Origin of the sequence: Spirulina sp. CCNP1310 (assembly GCF_034932185.1) — a bacterium.
Lineage (GTDB): Bacteria > Cyanobacteriota > Cyanobacteriia > Cyanobacteriales > Spirulinaceae > Spirulina.
The window spans coordinates 24,632-43,676 of record NZ_JAYGHW010000098.1 but is presented as its reverse complement, the minus strand read 5'-3'; the positions used below and the strand labels follow the sequence as shown (position 1 = coordinate 43,676).

General features: G+C 49.1%; 19 protein-coding genes and 1 pseudogene. 13 read left to right on the top strand and 7 right to left on the bottom strand.

All coding sequences use genetic code 11. The annotated features are described in order from the left end of the window. The 11 genes from VB712_RS18890 to VB712_RS18840 all read left to right on the top strand — a co-directional run. On the top strand, positions 1–1,183 hold a 1,183-nt coding region (locus VB712_RS18890), incomplete at its 5' end, for a hypothetical protein (protein ID WP_323257597.1). A gap of 30 nt (positions 1,184–1,213) precedes the next feature. After that, a complete protein-coding gene (locus VB712_RS18885; RefSeq protein WP_323257595.1) occupies positions 1,214–1,738 on the top strand; it encodes a hypothetical protein in 525 nt (174 codons plus the stop codon). Between the two features lie 25 nt (positions 1,739–1,763). Further along, the gene (locus tag VB712_RS18880) at positions 1,764–3,758 is read left to right on the top strand and encodes a VgrG-related protein (RefSeq protein WP_323257593.1); all 1,995 of its coding nucleotides are present in this window, start codon (positions 1,764–1,766) and stop codon (positions 3,756–3,758) included. Positions 3,759–3,770: 12 nt separating this feature from the next. Continuing rightward, complete coding sequence (locus tag VB712_RS18875; RefSeq protein WP_323257591.1) at positions 3,771–4,163, top strand: DUF4280 domain-containing protein; 393 nt, start codon at positions 3,771–3,773, stop codon at positions 4,161–4,163. Further along, complete coding sequence (locus VB712_RS18870; protein ID WP_323257589.1) at positions 4,163–5,038, top strand: hypothetical protein; 876 nt, start codon at positions 4,163–4,165, stop codon at positions 5,036–5,038. Before VB712_RS18875 ends, VB712_RS18870 begins: the two co-directional genes overlap by 1 nt. Positions 5,039–5,083: 45 nt before the next feature. After that, a complete protein-coding gene (locus VB712_RS18865) occupies positions 5,084–5,647 on the top strand; it encodes a YdcF family protein (protein WP_323257587.1) in 564 nt (187 codons plus the stop codon). Beyond that, entirely contained in the window at positions 5,644–6,612 is a 969-nt protein-coding gene (locus VB712_RS18860) for an SGNH/GDSL hydrolase family protein (RefSeq protein WP_323257585.1), read from the top strand. Before VB712_RS18865 ends, VB712_RS18860 begins: the two co-directional genes overlap by 4 nt. 110 nt (positions 6,613–6,722) lie before the next feature. Next, positions 6,723–7,958 carry a mannosyltransferase family protein gene (locus tag VB712_RS18855; RefSeq protein WP_323257583.1) on the top strand — a complete coding sequence of 412 codons (1,236 nt, stop codon included), beginning with the start codon at positions 6,723–6,725 and terminating at the stop codon, positions 7,956–7,958. 172 nt (positions 7,959–8,130) lie between these two features. Next, a complete protein-coding gene (locus VB712_RS18850; RefSeq protein WP_323257581.1) occupies positions 8,131–9,963 on the top strand; it encodes a bifunctional serine/threonine-protein kinase/formylglycine-generating enzyme family protein in 1,833 nt (610 codons plus the stop codon). Positions 9,964–10,187: 224 nt separating this feature from the next. After that, positions 10,188–10,391, top strand: coding sequence for a type II toxin-antitoxin system HicB family antitoxin (locus VB712_RS18845; RefSeq protein ID WP_323257579.1), 204 nt, complete (start codon positions 10,188–10,190; stop codon positions 10,389–10,391). Then, a complete protein-coding gene (locus tag VB712_RS18840; protein WP_323257577.1) occupies positions 10,388–10,594 on the top strand; it encodes a type II toxin-antitoxin system HicA family toxin in 207 nt (68 codons plus the stop codon). Before VB712_RS18845 ends, VB712_RS18840 begins: the two co-directional genes overlap by 4 nt. A 352-nt stretch (positions 10,595–10,946) precedes the next feature. Here the strand turns inward: VB712_RS18840 and metH are convergent, their stop codons facing one another. From metH to VB712_RS18815, 5 genes are all read right to left on the bottom strand, one after another. Next, positions 10,947–14,468, bottom strand: coding sequence for a methionine synthase (metH, locus tag VB712_RS18835; protein WP_323257575.1), 3,522 nt, complete (start codon positions 14,466–14,468; stop codon positions 10,947–10,949). Positions 14,469–14,530: 62 nt separating this feature from the next. Beyond that, positions 14,531–14,827 carry a DUF86 domain-containing protein gene (locus tag VB712_RS18830; RefSeq protein ID WP_323257603.1) on the bottom strand — a complete coding sequence of 99 codons (297 nt, stop codon included), beginning with the start codon at positions 14,825–14,827 and terminating at the stop codon, positions 14,531–14,533. A gap of 40 nt (positions 14,828–14,867) precedes the next feature. Beyond that, positions 14,868–15,209 carry a nucleotidyltransferase family protein gene (locus VB712_RS18825; protein WP_323257573.1) on the bottom strand — a complete coding sequence of 114 codons (342 nt, stop codon included), beginning with the start codon at positions 15,207–15,209 and terminating at the stop codon, positions 14,868–14,870. Positions 15,210–15,241: 32 nt separating this feature from the next. Continuing rightward, positions 15,242–15,886 (bottom strand): histidine phosphatase family protein, encoded by a 645-nt coding sequence (locus tag VB712_RS18820; RefSeq protein WP_323257571.1) that lies wholly within the window; start codon positions 15,884–15,886, stop codon positions 15,242–15,244. A gap of 55 nt (positions 15,887–15,941) precedes the next feature. Beyond that, positions 15,942–16,130, bottom strand: coding sequence for a Uma2 family endonuclease (locus VB712_RS18815; protein WP_416236398.1), 189 nt, complete (start codon positions 16,128–16,130; stop codon positions 15,942–15,944). Positions 16,131–16,239: 109 nt separating this feature from the next. On the opposite strand from VB712_RS18815, the gene VB712_RS18810 reads away from it, so the two are divergent. Continuing rightward, positions 16,240–16,740, top strand: coding sequence for a CYTH domain-containing protein (locus VB712_RS18810; protein ID WP_323257569.1), 501 nt, complete (start codon positions 16,240–16,242; stop codon positions 16,738–16,740). A 113-nt stretch (positions 16,741–16,853) separates the two neighbouring features. Further along, a complete protein-coding gene (hslO, locus tag VB712_RS18805) occupies positions 16,854–17,750 on the top strand; it encodes an Hsp33 family molecular chaperone HslO (protein ID WP_323257567.1) in 897 nt (298 codons plus the stop codon). A gap of 105 nt (positions 17,751–17,855) precedes the next feature. Here the strand turns inward: hslO and VB712_RS18800 are convergent, their stop codons facing one another. Further along, the gene (locus VB712_RS18800; RefSeq protein ID WP_323257565.1) at positions 17,856–18,713 is read right to left on the bottom strand and encodes an Rpn family recombination-promoting nuclease/putative transposase; all 858 of its coding nucleotides are present in this window, start codon (positions 18,711–18,713) and stop codon (positions 17,856–17,858) included. Between the two features lie 66 nt (positions 18,714–18,779). Beyond that, positions 18,780–19,045, bottom strand: a pseudogene (locus VB712_RS18795) (Rpn family recombination-promoting nuclease/putative transposase); the annotation flags it as partial.

The window sequence follows — 19,045 nt, the reverse complement described above, 5'->3', positions numbered from 1 at the left end:
ATCAGAAATTGGTCAGGCTAGCTCACCTGAAGTGATTCAAAGGCAAGAGCAGGATTTTTCTGTTCCGTCTCAAATTAGCGAAACCGATTTTCCTGAAGTTGTTCAGCGTCAAACTGAAGTTAGTCAGCCTAGCGATCCTGAAACTATTCAGCGTCAATCAGAAATCAGTCAGCCTAGCTCCCCTGAAGTAATTCAACGACAAGAGCAAGATTTTTCTGTTCCGTCTCAAATTAGCGAAACCGATTTTCCTGAAACTGTTCAGCGTCAAACTGAAGTTAGTCAGCCTAGCGATCCTGAAACTGTTCAGCGTCAATCAGAAATTGGTCAGGCTAGCTCACCTGAAGTGATTCAAAGGCAAGAGCAGGATTTTTCTGTTCCGTCTCAAATTAGCGAAACCTATTCTCCTGAAACTGTTCAGCGTCAAACTGAAGTGAGTGAGTCTCGCTCTCCTGATGTTGTTCAGCAAAAAATGAAACCTGAAAAATCGAAAAATGCAGGAAAACCCTTAGGACAAACCCAGCTTGTCAAAAGTGATAAACTACCTCAGGTCTTAAATCAAATTAGTCGATTTAGTCCTTTAAGGCGATCGCCCCCCCCCACACCCACACCAACCCCCATCATCCAAAAGCAACCCAATCCCCAAACTTCACCCAGCCCCAACCCAGGTACAACCATCCCTGAAAGCTGGTCAAACATTGCTGAACTCTTGGCAGGCAGTGGCCCCAATCCTGAATCAATCCAAAGACAGGCCAACCCAGAACCGCAAACCCCCCTAACGAGGAAATCTCTAACACCCCAGAAAAAACCCCTGGGCAAAACTAAAAACCTCCAAGCCAATCAAGGCAAACCTAAAAAATGGAATTCCGTCAAAGGAGTCATTCAAGCCCAAACTGACCCCAAGCTCAAGAGCACCAAAACTTTAGAATTCACCCCCCAAGGTGTTAAGGTTTTAGGACAACAAAATATTCAGGGTACAATTCAAAAATCTGACGATGTAGATAGTGAAAAAACAGATAATGATTTAAAATCGGAATATTCCTATGCTAATCAGTATCAAACTGAACAGACTGAAGCAGATCATCTTGAACGCCTTGCCCATGCCATTTATCACATTGTTCAGCAACGGATTACCATTGAGCAAGAACGCCATGGGCGAGGCTACGCTGGCCGAAGACCTTGGTAAACTGTTAATTATTAATTTGGAGGCACACCGATGAGCAAAAGTCCAATCCCCACAGGAAAACTAGAAAAAGCAATCCTGACATCGGATGAAAGTGATAATATTGAATTTCAATTTAACCCTGCTAAATTGCAATTTAAGCAGTCTATCAATCTGAACGTTGAATCCGCAGCAAGAACAGAAGAAGGTTCACCCAAAGTGAGCTTCAAAGGCCCCTGTACAAGAGTACTCACAATTTCAGATATTCGGTTTGATACCTATGAAACAGGTGAAAATGTGATTGAAAAATATATTGGTAAATTTTTGAAAGCCCTTGACTTTGCTGACAAAGGAGAAGCCAAAGGGAAGCGGCCGCCAACCTACACATTTATTTGGGGACAAAATCAATATATTCGCCGTTGTTTTATTGAATCTCTTGATTTTGACATTACTCGATTTTTAATTGATGGGACACCCGTTCAAGCCGTCATTAGCTCTTTAGATTTAAAAGAAGTTGAATCTATTGCCGCCAGTGGATCTACCAATCCCTTTGGCCGAGGTAGTACCCCCAATCGATAATTTATTTCTCCAAAATTGAACAATCATGGCAACGACTTATATTTCCCAGCCCAGTATTAAGATTGCGGGTAGTGATGCATCAAAAGACTTGATGAATGATATTGTGCAAATTGCGATTGAACAAAGTTTACATTTGCCCGCCATGTTTACGCTGATTATTCGTAATTCAAAGTTTCCGGGCAATGCCAACGATAAATTCTGGCAGCACGACAGTATTTTTGAAATTGGCAAAGAAATTGAAGTTGGTTTTATTTCCAGCACGACGGAAGATAAAGAATTTGATGACCGCAATGAGGGAACTGTCATCAAAGGAGAAATTACTGCCATTGAAACGCAATTTACCAGTGGTTCTGATGCTCCCATTATCATCCGGGGCTATGATGTTTCCCATCGGTTACATCGCGGTCGATTCAATCGCTCTTTTCAAGATAAAACAGATAGTGATATTGTTAATAATATTATTGGTGAAGTTGGAATTTCAGCGAATACTGTTGATTCGACTACTCCTGTTCATGAGTATGTTTTTCAGGAAAATCAAACCAATATGGAATTTTTGCGGGAGCGGGCGGCTCGCAATGGCTATGAGCTTTTTGTGCAGGATGGAAAATTAAATTTTCGTAAGCCTAGTTCCGATGCTACTGTTGATTTAACGTGGTTGAAAGATTTGTATGATTTTCGGGTGCGGGTCTCCAGTGCGGAACAGGTGAGTTCAGTGGAGGTGCGGGGTTGGGATTATACAAAAAAAGAACCGATTGTTTCGACTAAAAATACTGATCAAGTTTTAACCAGTACGGATTATGGCAAAGGAAAAAGCACCAGTAGTAAATTCAGTGGTAAACCCACAAATCCTAAGGTGATTGTCGTTGATCATCCGATTGCCAGTACAGCAGAAGCGGATACGATCGCCCAGGCTTTGGTTAATGAGTTAGGGGGGGAATTTGTCGTAGCCGATGCTCGTGCAGAGGGCAATCCTAAGCTTTGTCCTGGTAAGGTGATTAAGCTCAAGGAAATGGGCAAGTATAGTGGTGATTATTATGTAACGGAAACGCGCCATATTTATGAAGAACGGGTTTATATTACTGAATTTAGCGTGCGAGGTTTGCGCGGGGGTGATTTATTCGCTACCCTTGCCCCTCCCACCCGCTTACAGCCGGGTCAGACGTTAATGGTGGGTCAAGTGACCGATAATAATGATCCCAAAAAATGGGGGCGGGTACGGGTTTGGTTTCCCACATTAACGCCGAAGGAAGGGGAAGATGCCCATGCGAGTTATTGGGCGCGGGTGGTGGCTATTGGGGCCGGCCCGGATCGGGGGTTTGATGTTTTGCCAGAGATTGATGATGAGGTGTTGGTGGCCTTTGAGCATGGGGATATTCATCGCCCCTATGTGATTGGCGGGGTGTGGAATGGCAAAGATGCACCGCCAACGGTGGTGACGGATAGTGTGGTGGATGGCAAGGTACGTTTACGCACGTTTAAGACGCGCACGGGTCATCAATTACAGTTTGTTGAGGAGGATAAAAGTGCAGTTAAAAAGGGAATTTATCTAGATACGAAAGAGAAGTATTATTTACACTTCAATGATACGGAAGAATTTATTGAGATCAAAACGAAGGGCGGATTTTTAATTCGGCTTGATAATAAAAATAAAAAGATTCAAGCTAAGACTGCTGGCGGTCATGAGGCTGTTTTAGATGATCAAGGCAAAAAAATTGAACTGAAGTCTTCGGGGGGTCATAAGGTGACGCTGGATGATAATGGTCGGAGTATTGATGTTACTTCTTCCGGGGATATTAATTTAAAGGCGGGGGCGGGAAAAAATATTAATTTGGATGCGATGAAAATCAATCTCAAGGGTCAGACGGATATTGCGTTAACCGTAGGAGGTAATAAGTTAGAAATATCGGTGGCAAGTGTTAATTTAAAGTCAACGGCGATGACAACGGTAGAGGGAAGTATGACGACAATTAAAGGGTCGGCAACGGTGAGTGTTTCAGCAGCTTCTATTAGTTTAGGTTAGGAGGATTAAGCAATGCCAATGTTAGTGACGATGGGCGCGATGATGCAGTGCATTCCCTTTGGGGCTGCACCGAGTAGTTTGATGGTGATTCCGAAGGGAACTCCTGTTTTGGCATCGACTTTTGCGGCATCGATTATGGATTTTGTGCCTTTTGTGAATATTTTGCCCTTTGGGGTTTGTACTTCTATGGCGAATCCGGCGGTGGCAGCGGCAACGGCGGCGGCGTTTGGGGTGTTAACGCCAATGCCTTGTACGCCGGTGATTGTGGGGCCTTGGACACCGGGGGCGGTGAAGCCGAAGATTGGGGTGTTTCCGGCGTTGTCGGATACGTCGATTTGTAATTGTGCTTTTGGGGGGACGATTAAGATTACGTCGCCGGGTCAGTTTAAGGTGACGGTGACATGATGGGGGCGGGGGTTTGGTTGGGGCAGGTGTGGCGATCGCACATCTCCCTCCATGCCACTATTGCCTTGCCCTCGATTCCTTCCCAATTGGATGCCATTGTGGAGAAGGTGGCGGGGCTGGTGGAATCCTTTGGTCAGCCCTTTGAGGGGAATGAGCGGGAGGAACTGGCCGCCAGCTTGCAACCCTTGATTACCCAAGCCTTTGCCACGGGGCCCAGGGCAATGTTAAGGATTGAAATTCACCCCCCTTCTCCCCCGGCGTTGGGTGTCACCTGTGGGTTTACAACGACGGTGGAGCCGTTGCTTTATCCCGATTGGGGAGAGGAACGACGAGTATTAATGGTGGATGCGGTGCAGGGTTTAAGGGGGGGGAGTCGGATTGTGGAGGTGGGGGCGGGGGATGGTGAGGGGGCGATCGCCCTTCGTTCCCAAGGCTATACTGTGGAAACCTGGGAATGGCGAGGGGATGGCGGGGTTGACATCAACCACCGTCAAAACTTCCTTGATCCCTTAGCGCGGCTCGATCCTGCTGCCTTTGAGGGGGCGATCGCCCTCGATTTAGCCCTCACCAGTTTGCGCGATCCCCAAACCCTGCGGCTCCTCCTGGCGAAACTCTGCGATGGCGTGGTCAGTGGGGGACAGATTTACCTCGGATTAGGGTTCACCTCAGAGGAACTAGCCCCAGAATTACGAGAATGGTGGCAATGGTTGGGGCTGTTGGTGGTGACAGAAACCGATTTAGCAGCGGCAACCCGTGGGTTGCCCTTGGCAACAATGACCATCACACCCATACCGGCGGGTACTCGCTTTTTCGCCCTACCGGAGGCGATCGCCCCCTCCGTGGTTTATTCCGCCGTGGCATGGCGGCGATGTTGAGGAAAAATTTTGTAGGATGGGGATGATCTTTGGAGCCTAACTAGGATGCAGAGATGGCGATCGCTAGGAGTTAAAACCCTCCTCATCAGTTGCGGGATCATCCTCGCCTTCAACTTCAGTCTTTGGGGGCGGCTACAGCATACCCGCCAAATTGCGCCCCAACCCGAGGCCATTCTCGTTTTGGGGGGAGATTTTGATCGGGAATATTTTGCCGCCTACTTTGCCCAGGCACACCCCCATTTAAATGTATTCATCTCCAGCGGTATGCCTGAAACCCAATCCCGCAGCTATTTTGCTCAGGTGGGGGTAGATCTCAACCGTGTTCATTACGATCGCCGGGCGGTGGATACCGTCACCAACTTTACAACCATGGTCGAAGCCTTGCGATCGCGCCATCTCCGCCATGTTTATCTGATCACCTCCGATTTCCACATGAGCCGCGCCCAAGTCTTGGCCTATCTGATTTTCGGGCGCTATGGCATCGCCATTACCCCCATCACCGTCCCCACCCAAACCCCTCCCGAACCTTGGTGGGCCATTGTCCGGGATGGGGGGCGGGGCGTATTGTGGATTTTAACCGGGCATACAGTGGACAAAATCCAAGGATGAAACAACGATGGCAATGGTTGGGCGGCAGCGCGTTGATTGTGATCCTGCTGATGGAATTAGGCCTACGCTGGGGTTTTGGCTTCGGCAATCCCGTCTTAAGCATGGCCGATGAAGCCACCGGCTATCGTTTCCAACCCAATCAGCGCGTTGTCCGCTTTGGCCATGAAGTAATTTATAACGCCTATTCCCAACGGTCAAGCCCGGTAGTATCCCCCAAGCCAGCGGATCAATTGCGCATTTTAATGACCGGAGATTCCGTGCTAAACGGCGGTACACCGACGGATCAGGAGGAAATTATTACCGAAATTCTCCAAACCCGCTTAACCGCCAAGGGCATCAATGCCCAAGTCTTAAATGCCTCGGCGGGGTCTTGGGGGATTGGCAATCAGTGGGGATATCTGCGCAAATTTGGCAGGTTTGAGAGTGATTTGCTAATTTTACAAATTGGTAGCCATGATTTAATTCAGCCCACCAGCAAGGGCGATCGCGTCGGTGTGGATTTTAACTATCCAGATCACCGGCCCTTATTGGCCTTTCAAGAAGTATGGCAGCGCTATTTTTATCCCCCCATGGCAAAACGTTGGGGCTGGCCCCTCCCAGGAGAAATTCCTGCCCCCCAGGATATAGATGCCCAATGGCAGGAAAATCGCCGCCAATTAAGAGCAATTCTAGATTGGAGCCGTCAGCAAAATTTGCCAGTTTGGGTGTTATTTGTTCCCTACCGTGTGGAGGTGATTCCTGAACCCTTAGAACCCTTTTATGGTGAAGAATTTTTGACATTTTTAGCCGCTGAAAATATTCCGGTTATCAATCTTCATCAGCATTGGCAAACTGTTCCCCCCGCAGAAGTCGAGGGCTATTATCGCGATTCGGTACATCTCACCCCAGTGGGGAATAAAGCGGTGGCGATCGCCCTTCAAGCCGCCCTAGAGGAGCAATTTTTAACCCAGGAATCCCAAAATTGAGAAACCGGGTTTTTCTGATGTTGTCGTGAAAAAACCCGGAGATACGAGCAACCCGATTCTAGCCTCAGGAAATGAGCGTATAATAGTTGCGATTTTCCCCTCCCCACCCTATGTTGTCGTTCAAAAACCCATACAGCTTTCCCATTACCCTTTGGGCCCTCAGTCGGCTGTGGGTTTTACTGGGCCTCCTGGGGATTGCGCCCCTCCTCCCTGCCCCCCCTGGCGGTGAACAGGCCCTCTTCCATTGGTCAGCCTTTGCCGGTTGGGATGGCTTCTTTTACGAAAATATCGCCACCACCGGCTACAGCTACGTTGCCGATGGCCAAGCCCATAACATCGCCTTTTTTCCCCTCTTCCCCCTCTTAATTCATGGCGCGATGGCCCTCGGTTTACCCTTTGAAGTTGCGGGCATTTTAATCACAAATAGCGCATTTTTAATCAGTTTGATCCTACTCTACCGCTGGCTTCAAGAACGCCAAGGGGAAGCGATCGCCCGCTGGGCCGTAATCATCCTTGCCTGGTGTCCCTTCTCCCTCTTCAGCACCGTCATTTATACTGAAGCGTTGTTTCTCGTCTTCAGTATCGCCGCCTTGGCCGCCTTCGACCGTGGCCACCATTGGCAAGCCGCCCTTTGGGGAGCCTGCACCACCGCTACCCGCCTCCCTGGCCTTGCCCTTGTCCCCGCTCTTTTGATCATTGCTTGGCGTGAACGGCGTGGTATCGGGGCCTATTTAGCCGCCCTCTCTACCGGCGTTGGTGCGGCTCTATACAGCCTATTTTGTTGGTTCGAGTTTGGCGAGCCATTGGCTTTTTTGAAGGTACAAAAAGCTTGGAATGTGCCAGATCATTTCTATGGCCAGGGGTGGCTAATTATGTTGGGTGAAGTGTTTCTCGGCCCAGCGAATATGGGGGAAGCGGGGTTTCAAGATCCCTTTTATCCGTTGGCGGTGTTGGTATTAATTGGTTTGGCAGTTTGGGTGGGGCGATCGCAATTTCGGGGTCGGGTTTATGTGGGGGGAGGATTATTCATGATTGCCTGGCTGATTGCGGGTGATCCGTTACTCAATATCTGCATGATTGTGGGGGGGATGGTGTTGTTGTGGCGGTATCGGGGGGAAATACCAGCGATCGCCCTCCTCTACGGCATTTTCAGTTTCATCGGTCTGCTCAGTTCGGGGCGAACTGCCTCTCTGGAACGCTACAGTTATGGGATTGTGACAGTGGCGATCGCCGCTGGCCTCTGGCTCCACCATCACCCCAAACTCGCCCGTTTTGTCCTCAGTTTCTCTGGTCTTATGCTCCTGCTCTATTCAATCCGCTTTGCCCAATCCTTATGGGTTGCCTAATTCAATCCCTTTAGGTCAGGGGCGATTTGGAATTATGGTGCGGGAAATATTTGCTGGTGGGGAACTCATCTTTAATCATCCTCTGACACAATGGATCGCCAGTCGTGAAAGAAACCCAGTTTCTGATCCCGTTCTTTGCCTACAATAGATTTATTGCATTTTTCTTTTCGTCATGCGCCACTGTTTGAATCCTGTCTGTCGTCAGCCGAACCCGGACGGCCACCAGTTTTGCCAGAGATGCGGGAATCCGTTGTTGTTGCGGGGGCGGTATTGGGCGAAGGAGGTGATTGGTCAGGGGGGGTTTGGGCGTACTTTTTTGGCGGTGGATGAGGATAAGCCCTCGAAGCCGTTTTGTGTGATTAAGCAGTTTTTACCCCAGGATTTAGATCCTGAAATGCTGCCTAAGGCGATCGCCCTCTTTGAGCAGGAGGCGCAACAGTTGGAGATTTTGGGCAAGCATTCCCAAATTCCGGAGTTATTTGCCTATTTTATTGAAAACAATCAGTCCTATTTGATTCAGGAGTTTATCAATGGGATCACACTTAAGGAAGAACTGGCGAATCAGGGGGTATTTTCAGAGCAGCAGATTCGAGCGTTATTGGTGGATTTGTTAAATATTTTGGCGTTTGTTCATGAAAAAAATGTAATTCACCGAGATATTAAGCCAGAAAATATTATTCGTCGTCGGACTGATCAAAAGTTAGTTTTAGTTGATTTTGGAGCGGCAAAGGTGTTGCAGCAGTTGCAACGGACTGTGACCGGAACTCGGATTGGTTCAGCGGAATATTGCGCCCCAGAGCAAGGTATGGGGAAAGCGCGATTTAATAGTGATCTGTATAGTTTAGGGGTGACTTGCTTGCATTTACTAACGCAGGTCAGTCCGTTTGATTTATATGCCGTCCATGATGGAAAATGGGTTTGGCGGGATTATTTGAATGGCAATCAAGTCAGTGAAAATTTAGGAAAAATTTTAGATCGACTGGTTGAGCAAGCATCAAAAAAACGTTATCAATCCACAACAGAGGTTTTAGTCGATCTCGATCCTACTCCGAAAACATCTTCTCCTGCAAAATCATCCCTTCCCTCTCAAACCTCTACATCTATAACGCGACCTATTCAAACCTATCACTATGAGATCATCACGCTGAATGAGCAGGGGGGGATTATCCAACGGCAAAAGGGACAAAATCAGGGTTATTTGGAATCGGCCGAAGGATTAAATCTAGAAATGGTGAGGATTCCGGCGGGAGAATTTATGATGGGCGCACCGAAGAATGAAACAGAGCGATCCAATGATGAAGGCCCCCAGCATCGGGTGATTGTACCGGAATTTTTCATGGGTCGCACCGCTATCACCCAAGCACAATGGCAAATTGTCGCCCAACTGCCCCAAGTAACACAATTTTTGAATCCTGATCCTTCTCGCTTCAAAGGCGAAAACAATCCTGTGGAAACGGTGAGTTGGGAAGACTGCATTAAGTTCTGTCTCCGGTTAAGCCAAGCTACTGGCAAATTCTACCGTCTGCCCAGTGAAGCCGAATGGGAATATGCCTGTCGAGCCGGAACAACGACCCCATTTCACTTCGGCCCCACCCTCTCCCCTCAAGTGGCCAACTATGACGGCAACCACACCTATGGCAAAGGAAAAAAAGGGGAATATCGCCAGAAAACGATCCCGGTGGGGAGTTTAAATGTCCCCAATACTTGGGGACTCCATGATATGCACGGGAATGTGTGGGAGTGGTGTTTAGATGATTGGCACGGGAGTTATCAGGATGCGCCAACAGATGGAAGGGCATGGATAGACAATGATAATCATTCTCAAACTAACAAAGAGTGGCTAAAAGGGTTGTTGAATAATAAATCAATATCAAGCAAGCTGCTGCGTGGTGGTTCTTGGGGCAGCTACCCAAAAAACTGCCGTTTTGCCTTTCGCAGCCTCAGCACTCGCGTCCTCAAGTACAACTACATCGGTTTTCGTGTCGTTGCCCCCAGCACTTTTTAACCATCTATCCTCTTTCGATATTCCCAAGCAAATGAGAAACCGGGTTTTTCTCAAAATGTCCGCCAAAAACGAGAGAGGCTAAACAACCCGGTTTCTACGCCGAGGATAAGAAACCGGGTTTCAGTGAGGTTACAGTGGGAAAACAAGGCAATGCAAGAAACCCGGTTTCTGGCTTGTACTCAGTGCTATCCTCAATGATTAACGATTCCATCCAAAATTAACCCATGAAAATCAAAGCCATTATTCATACCGCCGAAGAAGGCGGTTATTGGGCAGAAGTCCCCGCACTCCCCGGCTGTATCACTGAAGGAGACACCCTAGAAGAAGTCACCAATAATTTACAAGATGCCATCGAAGGCTGGTTAACCGTTGCCAATAAACTCCAAACCACTCAACCCACCGATAAAATTGTTGAAATTGCGATATGAAATCTGTCTCTGGTAAAAAGCTTTGTAAAATCATCGAAAACAAGGGCTGGATTTTACGCAAAATTACAGGCAGCCATCACATTTATGAAAACCCTAATCAAGACAAAATTTTATCAATTCCCGTTCACCAAAATCGTGATTTAAAAATAGGCACATTAAAAGCATTGATGAAAATTGCCGATCTGACAGAATCCGATCTTTAACTCAATCCAAACCTCCCTAGGCGGCAGAGCCGCCCAACACCCGCGCCACGGCAGAGCCATGGCACGAGGAATTCCTTCAGCATATTGACTGATGTTCACACCCAGTCGCAACCTTTCCCAAATTCTAGCCGTCAAAAAGAAATCAAGAGCACCCCTTTCTGGTGAGATGCTCTTGCGTCACTCAATCGGTGTCGTTAAAACCAGTGGGAGCTTGGTCTGACCGTGTTACGACCTCACATCCCACTGGTTTTATCCTATTTCTCTCACACCACCTTGAGTATAGGCGGCAAAAATCACGATTGGGGGCTAGAGGTGACAATCTCCAAATTGACCCGTGATTTTGCGGAGCGGCCTAGGCGCTGAAATAGTTCGCCGCTGGGTGATAGGTGATAATCGCCGTCGTGGACTGCTCCGGATGGAGTTGCTCACTCTCATCCATCGTCAGACCAATGCGATCGCCCCCCAACAGCGCCAACTGCGTCACCTGATCCTGCATATTCGGACAAGCAGGATACCCGAAACTATAGCGAGAGCCAGGATAATGCTGCTGCAACACCTCGCGGATATTATCCGGCTCCTGCGCCCCAAAGCCCAACTCCCGACGCACCCGCGCATGAGTCCATTCCGCCAACGCCTCCGCCATCTGCACCGCCATGCCATGGAAATAGAGATAATTCGTGTAATCATCCGCCTTAAATAACTGCTGGGCGTACTCCGTCGCCACCTCCCCCATCGTCACCGCCTGCATCGCAAACACATCAATCACCCCCGAATCTACCGGGGCGAAAAAGTCCGCAATACAGAGCCGCCGCCCCGATCGCTGCCGGGGGAACGTAAACCGCGCCACCTCCCGCCGCGCTTCCGGCTCCTGGGGATCATAAATCAGCAGCGTATTCCCCTCCGCTTGACAGGGGAAATAACCATAAACCACTGTCGGCTCCAGCAGTTTTTCAACAACAACCCGCCGCTGCCATTCCGTTAACAATGGCTCCACTTTGGCGGCAAGGAATTGATCATATTCTTCGCGAGATTGCCCCTGGGGTTTGCGGAATTGCCATTGACCCGCAAAGAGGGCTTGCAAATCCAAATACCAAAATAACGCTTCAAGGGAAATCTCCTGAGCCGTGAGAATTTTCGTACCCCAAAAAGGCGGCGTAGGCCGAGGAATATCAATGGCTACAGCTTCAGAGCGGCGCGTGTCAATGACTGCCGGTTCCTCAGTTTTGGGGGTTGTGGGTTCTTCTAACGTCATCGCCCGATGTTGATTCTCCGTGGCAAATTCCCCTTGAAACCCTTGGTGATCATCCCAAGCCCCCGCCGCTTTGGCGGGCATTAACTTATCCATAAAATGGAGGTCAGAAAAGGCATCTTTGCCATAAATGACCTGGCCCTGATAGGTCCCTTGACAATCCCCATAGACAAACTTCGGCGTTAACGCCGCCCCCCCTAAAATCACCGGCACAGTAATCCCTTTCTCATTGAAAATCGCTAAATTCTCCTTCATGAACGCTGTCGATTTCACCAATAGGCCACTCATGGCAATACAATCCGCTTGATGCTCCTCGTAAGCCTGGATAATATTTTCCACCGGCTGCTTAATCCCCAAATTAATCACCCGATAGCCATTATTGGAGAGGATAATATCCACGAGATTTTTACCAATATCGTGAACATCTCCCTTCACCGTCGCAATTAAAAACGTGCCTTTGCCGGTATCCCCCGCTTTTTTCTCCATAAAAGGTTCCAAATAGGCCACCGCCGCCTTCATCGTTTGGGCCGATTGCAGCACAAAGGGCAATTGCATCTGTCCCGAACCAAACAGTTCCCCGACCACCTTCATGCCATCGAGGAGGAAAGTGTTGATAATATGCAAGGGATCATAATCCTGACGGGCTTCCTCCAGAGCCTCCTCTAAACCGATGCGTTCCCCGTCGATAATATGCTGCTTGAGCCGCTGATCAATGGGTAGATTTTTATCCACCGCTTCGCTTTTCTTCGCTTTTTTCCCGGCAAAGAGATCCGTCAGCTTACCCAAGGGATCATAGATGCAGGCATCCCCTTGGAATTCCCGGCGATCGTAGATCAGGTCTTGGCAAATTTTTTGATGTTCCGGGTCAATTTTAGCGAGGGGGAGGATCTTGCTGGCACTCACAATTGCACTATCTAACCCCGCCACCATTGTTTCATGCAAAAATACTGAATTCAACACCTGACGGGCTGCGGCATTTAAGCCAAAGGAAATATTAGAAACCCCTAACAGAATGTGGCAATGGGGGAGTTCGGCGCGAATTTGGCGAATCGCTTCCACCGTCGCCTTGCCATTTTCGCGATCCTCTTCAATCCCCGTGGAAATGGGCAGCGCGAGGGGATCGAAAAAGATTTCATGGGGGGGGAGGCCGTAGGCGATCGCCGCCTCATAGGCCCGTTTGGCAATGGCAAACTTCTGCGCCGCCGTCCGCGCCATCCCCTCCTCATCAATGGTTCCCACCACCACCGCCGCCCCGTAGCGTTTCGCCAAATCCAACACCTGATAAAACCGAGGTTCCCCATCTTCGTAGTTCGTGGAATTGAGCATACATTTACCACCGGCCACCTTTAAACCGGCTTCCATTTTTTCCCATTCCGTGGAATCTAACATCAAGGGCAATGTGACATTATTCACCAACCGGCTGGCCAGTTCGTGCATATCTTTCACGCCATCCCGGCCCACATAATCGACATTGACATCAAGAATATGCGCCCCTTCTTTCACCTGCGCTTTTGCCAAAGAAATTAAACCATCCCAATCCTCACTATTAAGCAAATCCCGGCATTTTTTCGAGCCGCTGGCGTTGAGCCGTTCGCCAATAATTAAGAAAGAATTATCTTGAATATAGGGTTGGGGGCTGTAGATCGAAGCGGCGGCGGGTTCGTGGTGGGGTTGGCGAGGTTTGGGGGTGAGGGTTTGGGCAATTTCCGCGAGGGCTTGAATATGTTCCGGGCGCGTCCCACAGCAACCGCCAATAATTTGCACGCCTAAATCTTCAATGAAGTGCATTAAGGACATCCGCAATTCCATCGGAGTCAGTTTGTAATGGGCTTGACCGCCGACATTTTCCGGTAAACCGGCGTTAGGAATACAGGAAACCACAAAGGGGGAATTTTCCGCCAAATATTTAATATGGGGCTTCATTAAATCCGGCCCCGTGGCACAGTTTAACCCTAAAATATCGATGGGATAGGGTTCTAAAATCGTGAGGGCGGCGGCAATTTCGGTTCCCACTAACATTGTCCCCATTTGCTCCATCGTGACGGAAACCATGAGGGGGAGGCGATCGCCTTTCTGTTTAAATACTTCCTCAATGGCATTCAAAGCTGCCTTAATCTGCAACACATCCTGACAGGTTTCCACCAAGAACAAATCCACACCGCCATCATAGAGGGCAGCCGCCTGTTCAATATAGGCATCCCGGAGCGTATCAAAATCAATATGGCCCAGGGTGGGCAGTTTCGTCCCTGGCCCCATGGAGCCGGCCACAAACCGGGGTTTTTCGGGAGTGGAAAATTCAGCAGCGACGGTTTTGGCCAGTTGAGCGGCGGTTTTATTCAGTTCATAGGCGCGATCGCCCAGATCATATTCCGCCAACACCACGGAAGTCCCCCCAAAGGTATCGGTTTCAATCACATCCGCCCCGGCCGCAAGGAAGCCCCGATGGACAGTAGCCACAGCTTCGGGCTTGGTATAAACCAGGTATTCATTACAGCCCTCATATTCCGGCCCGCCAAAATCCGCAGCGGTGAGGTTTTGCACTTGGAGGTTTGTCCCCATAGCCCCATCAAAGACTAAAACGGGGCGTTCGGGACTGTGGAGACGCTGTAAAAAAGCACTGTTCATGGTAGGGACGGGCGGGTATAACGATCCTTTATTTTAAATCCACTGTTACCCATTGGGCAAAATTAATCTGCCATTTCCTGGGGCGGGATGAAAGGCTCTACAAACTTTAACAATCTGGGAATGCTCGATTGGGTAACTTCCCATGTCAAATCAAGATCAACTTTATCATAATCATGAACCAATTTATCTCGCATTCCGGCAATTTGTTTCCAGGGGATTTCTGGGTAATTTTGGCGAAATAGGGGGGAAAGGCGTTTCACAATTTCACCAACAATGGTTATTTCATAGAGAATAGCCAAATGGGTACGTTTATCTTCAATAAATGTAGATCGATCCATATCCTCAATCAATTGTAGAATAGTTCGACAATTCTAGGCAATATCAAGCAGATAGGTGAGATCACGATTCATAAATAATCTGAGCATTGTTGAGAATAGCTTGACGACGCATCCAGTTCGGACTGGTTTCTACTGATTTTCTCGTTAAAATGTCAATAGAGCGATCGCACAATGCCTCTAACTCATACTGCATATCCACAACATCTAAGAGGCTAACCGGCGCACCAAGCTCGAATGTCACTAACAGATCAATATCACTATCTTGATCAAAATCATCCCGTAAAACCGAACCGAACAAGGCCAATTCAATCACCTGCCGACGTTGGCAAAATTCAGCCAGTTGTTCCGGAGTTAGTTTGAGTCGCTCTTGCCAGTGGCAATCTAATTGTATGGATTCATTCATAATATGCAATTTTTGGGATCAATGGGGTGAATTTAATGGAGGCGGACTTGGGTTTGGGGGTGAGTGAGGTAGCCCGTATCGCTGCCATCCCGTTGCAGTTGCCAGCCCTTGGGAGTTTGGCGCAATTCTACCAAGCAACAGAGGGAGGCATGGATTTTGGGGCGATCCGCCAACAGCCCCCAAGCGGCCCCCACCACGGAAGCGCCATGGCCAACGAAGAGGAGATTCTGATCCGGAAAACGGGCCACCAAACGCCGCGCCGCTTCCCCAGCCCTTGCCAGGAGTTGCTCCTGAGTTTCGGGGAATGTGGGGATTAAAACGGGGGTATAGTTGCGATCAATTTCGGGGAATTGGGGGATCAGTTCCTCAAGGCTACGAGTTTCGGGCATTGCATCCATCCATTCCCCATTCAGCCATTCACTTAACCCCGGTTCGATGTGGAGGGGGAGATGATGGTGTTGGGCGATGGGTTGGGCGGTTTGGAGGGCGCGGAGAAAGGGGGAAACGAGGATGCGATCGATGTTTTCCCCGGCAAGCCGCTGGGCCAGTTCCTGAGCCTGAACTTCCCCATCGGGGGAAAGGTGGGGATCATAGGGTTGGGGAGCGGTGTTAAACCAGTCGGGGTTCACAAAATCAATGCGGTTGCCATGGCGGGCAAGCCAAACAGTTTGGGGCATGGGCAAAAAAGGGGCGATAGGGACGCTCAAGGAGATCGCTCCTTCTATTCTTCCATTATTCCCCCATAATCGGGGCTTGCTCCCCCCAAATCCGTTGTAGATCCAACCGAAAACCGGGCAACAAGCGATCGCCCGTTAGTTCCGTGGGATTCTCTAACCGTTCCACGGGTGAACCGACGCGATAGATTTCCACAGTGCGATTTTGTGGATCAATCAACCAGATTGATTGACAATGTTTGATGATCTGGAATGGTCAGGGTCTGTACCATCTTGGCCTCCGGGATTGGGGGGGTTGCCTCTGATCGCCATTGTATCGGAGGCTTAAGGGGTTCTTTGGGGAATCTTGAGAAACTATGCCTACCGAAATTGAACGGAAATTTTTAGTGCAGGGAGAAGCTTGGCGAGCCGGGGCCAAGGGAGAGCGGTATTGCCAGGGGTATTTGAGCCGAGGCGATGGGTACGCTGTCGCGGATCGCACTGTGCGCGTCCGCGTCGCCGGGATGCGGGCCTTTTTAACCATCAAAGGGGCTAGCCATGGCATTGCCCGCCTGGAATATGAGTATGAGATTCCCATGGCCGATGCCGAGGAAATGCTCTCCCAACTGTGCGATCGCCCCCTGATCGACAAAATCCGCTACAAAATCCCCTATCAAGATTTGCTCTGGGAAGTGGATGAATTTTTAGGGGAAAATCAGGGGTTAATTATGGCTGAAGTGGAACTCACCACGACGGATCAAGTAGTGGCGTTACCGGATTGGGTGGGGGCGGAGGTATCAGGCGATCGCCGTTATTTCAACGCCTATTTAGTCGATCATCCCTATAGCCATTGGGGAGATCCCCCCTGCCCCCCTTAAAAAGGGGGGTTCTAAGAATTTAACCCCCTTTTTAAGGGGGTCGGCGTAGCCGGGGGGATCCTGAGCAGCAACAAATATCGCTACAGTTAATCAAAAGACACATTGCAACATCCATGGCAGACCAACTGATTCGCGCTACCGCTGCTAATGGGGGGATTCGAGCCGTCGGGGTGATCAGCACCCGCCTCACCGAAGAAGCCCGCCAACGGCATCACCTTTCCTATGTGGCCACCGCCGCCCTTGGCCGGGCCATGGCTGCCAGCCTGCTCCTCGCTTCGAGCATGAAACAGCCTCAATCCCGCGTTAACCTCCGGATTCGCAGTGATGGCCCCTTGGGCGGCCTTTTGGTGGATGGTGGCTTAGATGGCACGGTGCGGGGCTATGTGATCAATCCCCAGGTGGAACTCCCCCCCAATGCCAAAGGCAAGCTGGACGTAGGGGGCGCGATGGGTCAAGGTTTCCTCTATGTGGTGCGGGATGTGGGCTATGGCTACCCCTATTCCAGTACAGTTGAATTAATCTCTGGGGAAGTGGGGGAAGATGTGGCCCATTACCTTTCCACTTCCGAACAAACCCCTTCGGCATTATTGGTGGGCGTGTTTGTGGGAGAAAATGGCGTAACGGCGGCGGGGGGTCTATTATTGCAAATCTTGCCCAAGGCAGCGCGAGATGAATCGTTAGTGGAACTGTTGGAAAGTCGGCTGGTGGGGTTAACGGGCTTTACGCCCCTCCTGCAAGCAGGCCAATCCCTACCGGATATTTTTCAGAATTTACTCGGGGACTTGGATCTACATATTTTCCCAGAAGTGCAGATGGTGCGGTATCAGTGCGATTGCTCCTTCGATCGCGCCCTGGGTGCATTAAAACTGTTTGGCGTTCAAGACCTGCAAGATATGCTGGAAAAAGAAGGATCAGCGGAAGCCACCTGCCATTTTTGCGGTGAAGTCTACCGGGCCGATGTGGCCCATTTAACCAGACTGATCGCCGATTTAGAAGCGGAATCCGTGTAGGTTAAACCTCAGAAACCGGGTTTTTTCCACCCCCTCATTCAACCAATACTAACCTCAGCAACCCGGTTTCTTGATGCTCACTCAAAGGGCGCAAGCGTTGCGCCCCTAACTGTTTTGCCGTAGTTCGGCAATGGTTGCTAAGTTCAGCCCCGTTAATTTCACCAGCATCTCATCGGATAAACCTTGCTCAATCCCCTGAATCGCTACCCGTCGGATACCTTCCTCAATACCTTCTTGGCGGGCAGTATCGAGGGAATTTTGTAAATCTCGATAATACTTCAAACTATCTTCGTAGAATTTCACCTGTTGGGGTGTAAAACGGGCTATTTCTGCCACCTCGAAGAGTTTAGTGAAAATTTCTTCCTGTAAAATTTCTGGAATTTCTTGAATATCGGGGAGATTTCGCAATACATATAACCATTTATCAAAACGGGTTTCAAGTTGTGCTAGCGTTTTATTAAACTTGGGCATTTCCAAGTAAATAAATGTGAGCTTATCATAGAAAACCTTACAGGTTTCAATATCGGTTAACTTAACATCATAGCGATATTTTTCTGGCTCTTGCTGGTCTTCATCGAAGATGAAGTCTAAAATGGCAATGGCATACACTGCTTTGAGTTGATAATCCCAAGGGCCGCGCTGTACCTGATCACGGATCGGGAATGTAGCATAGTAAACTGTACGGTCTTTGAAAAAGTTCTGCTTACTTTTTTGCAGTTCAACAATGAACTTTTCCCCTCGCTCGTTTTCGCAATAGAGATCAAAAATAGCTTTGCGGTCTAGCTCTCCCGTGCCGATCTGTTCATTTTTGATATAGGTAAGCTGGGTAATTTGACCCTGCTCTTTGTGGAGCAGTTCGTTGAGAAAATCCAGCAACAGGTCTTTATTAGGTTCTTCACCAAAGAGTTTTTTAAAGCCGTAGTCGGTGAAGGGGTTGATGTATTTTTCTTGGAAGTGGTACATCGTGGGGTGGGGTTGCTTTTTATTTTAGGATAACGGGCGCAGGGATTGGGTGCAAGCGTTGCGCCCCTACCTGTTTTGCCGTAGTTCTACAAGGGTTGCCAAGTCTAACCCGGTTAATTTCACCAGTATCTCATCGGATAAACCTTGCTCAATTCCCTGGATTGCTACTTGCCTTACTCCTTGTTGAATACCTTCTTCAATGCCCTCTTGGCGGGCAGTATCGAGGGAATTTTGTAAATCTCGATAATACTTCAAACTATCTTCGTAGAATTTCACCTGTTGGGGTGTAAAACGGGCTATTTCTGCCACCTCGAAGAGTTTAGTGAAAATTT

What these genes read in the sequence shown, in the direction of transcription:
- VB712_RS18885 (WP_323257595.1), top strand. Translation starts at nt 1,214, where the DNA reads ATGAGCAAAAGTCCAATCCCCACAGGAAAACTAGAAAAAGCAATCCTG.
- VB712_RS18845 (WP_323257579.1), top strand. Translation starts at nt 10,188, where the DNA reads ATGAAAATCAAAGCCATTATTCATACCGCCGAAGAAGGCGGTTATTGG.
- VB712_RS18800 (WP_323257565.1), bottom strand. Translation starts at nt 18,713, where the DNA reads ATGTACCACTTCCAAGAAAAATACATCAACCCCTTCACCGACTACGGC.
- VB712_RS18860 (WP_323257585.1), top strand. Translation starts at nt 5,644, where the DNA reads ATGAAACAACGATGGCAATGGTTGGGCGGCAGCGCGTTGATTGTGATC.
- VB712_RS18880 (WP_323257593.1), top strand. Translation starts at nt 1,764, where the DNA reads ATGGCAACGACTTATATTTCCCAGCCCAGTATTAAGATTGCGGGTAGT.
- VB712_RS18850 (WP_323257581.1), top strand. Translation starts at nt 8,131, where the DNA reads ATGCGCCACTGTTTGAATCCTGTCTGTCGTCAGCCGAACCCGGACGGC.
- metH (WP_323257575.1), bottom strand. Translation starts at nt 14,468, where the DNA reads ATGAACAGTGCTTTTTTACAGCGTCTCCACAGTCCCGAACGCCCCGTT.
- VB712_RS18855 (WP_323257583.1), top strand. Translation starts at nt 6,723, where the DNA reads ATGTTGTCGTTCAAAAACCCATACAGCTTTCCCATTACCCTTTGGGCC.
- VB712_RS18840 (WP_323257577.1), top strand. Translation starts at nt 10,388, where the DNA reads ATGAAATCTGTCTCTGGTAAAAAGCTTTGTAAAATCATCGAAAACAAG.
- VB712_RS18865 (WP_323257587.1), top strand. Translation starts at nt 5,084, where the DNA reads ATGCAGAGATGGCGATCGCTAGGAGTTAAAACCCTCCTCATCAGTTGC.
- hslO (WP_323257567.1), top strand. Translation starts at nt 16,854, where the DNA reads ATGGCAGACCAACTGATTCGCGCTACCGCTGCTAATGGGGGGATTCGA.
- VB712_RS18810 (WP_323257569.1), top strand. Translation starts at nt 16,240, where the DNA reads ATGCCTACCGAAATTGAACGGAAATTTTTAGTGCAGGGAGAAGCTTGG.
- VB712_RS18870 (WP_323257589.1), top strand. Translation starts at nt 4,163, where the DNA reads ATGGGGGCGGGGGTTTGGTTGGGGCAGGTGTGGCGATCGCACATCTCC.
- VB712_RS18875 (WP_323257591.1), top strand. Translation starts at nt 3,771, where the DNA reads ATGCCAATGTTAGTGACGATGGGCGCGATGATGCAGTGCATTCCCTTT.
- VB712_RS18820 (WP_323257571.1), bottom strand. Translation starts at nt 15,886, where the DNA reads ATGCCCCAAACTGTTTGGCTTGCCCGCCATGGCAACCGCATTGATTTT.
- VB712_RS18825 (WP_323257573.1), bottom strand. Translation starts at nt 15,209, where the DNA reads ATGAATGAATCCATACAATTAGATTGCCACTGGCAAGAGCGACTCAAA.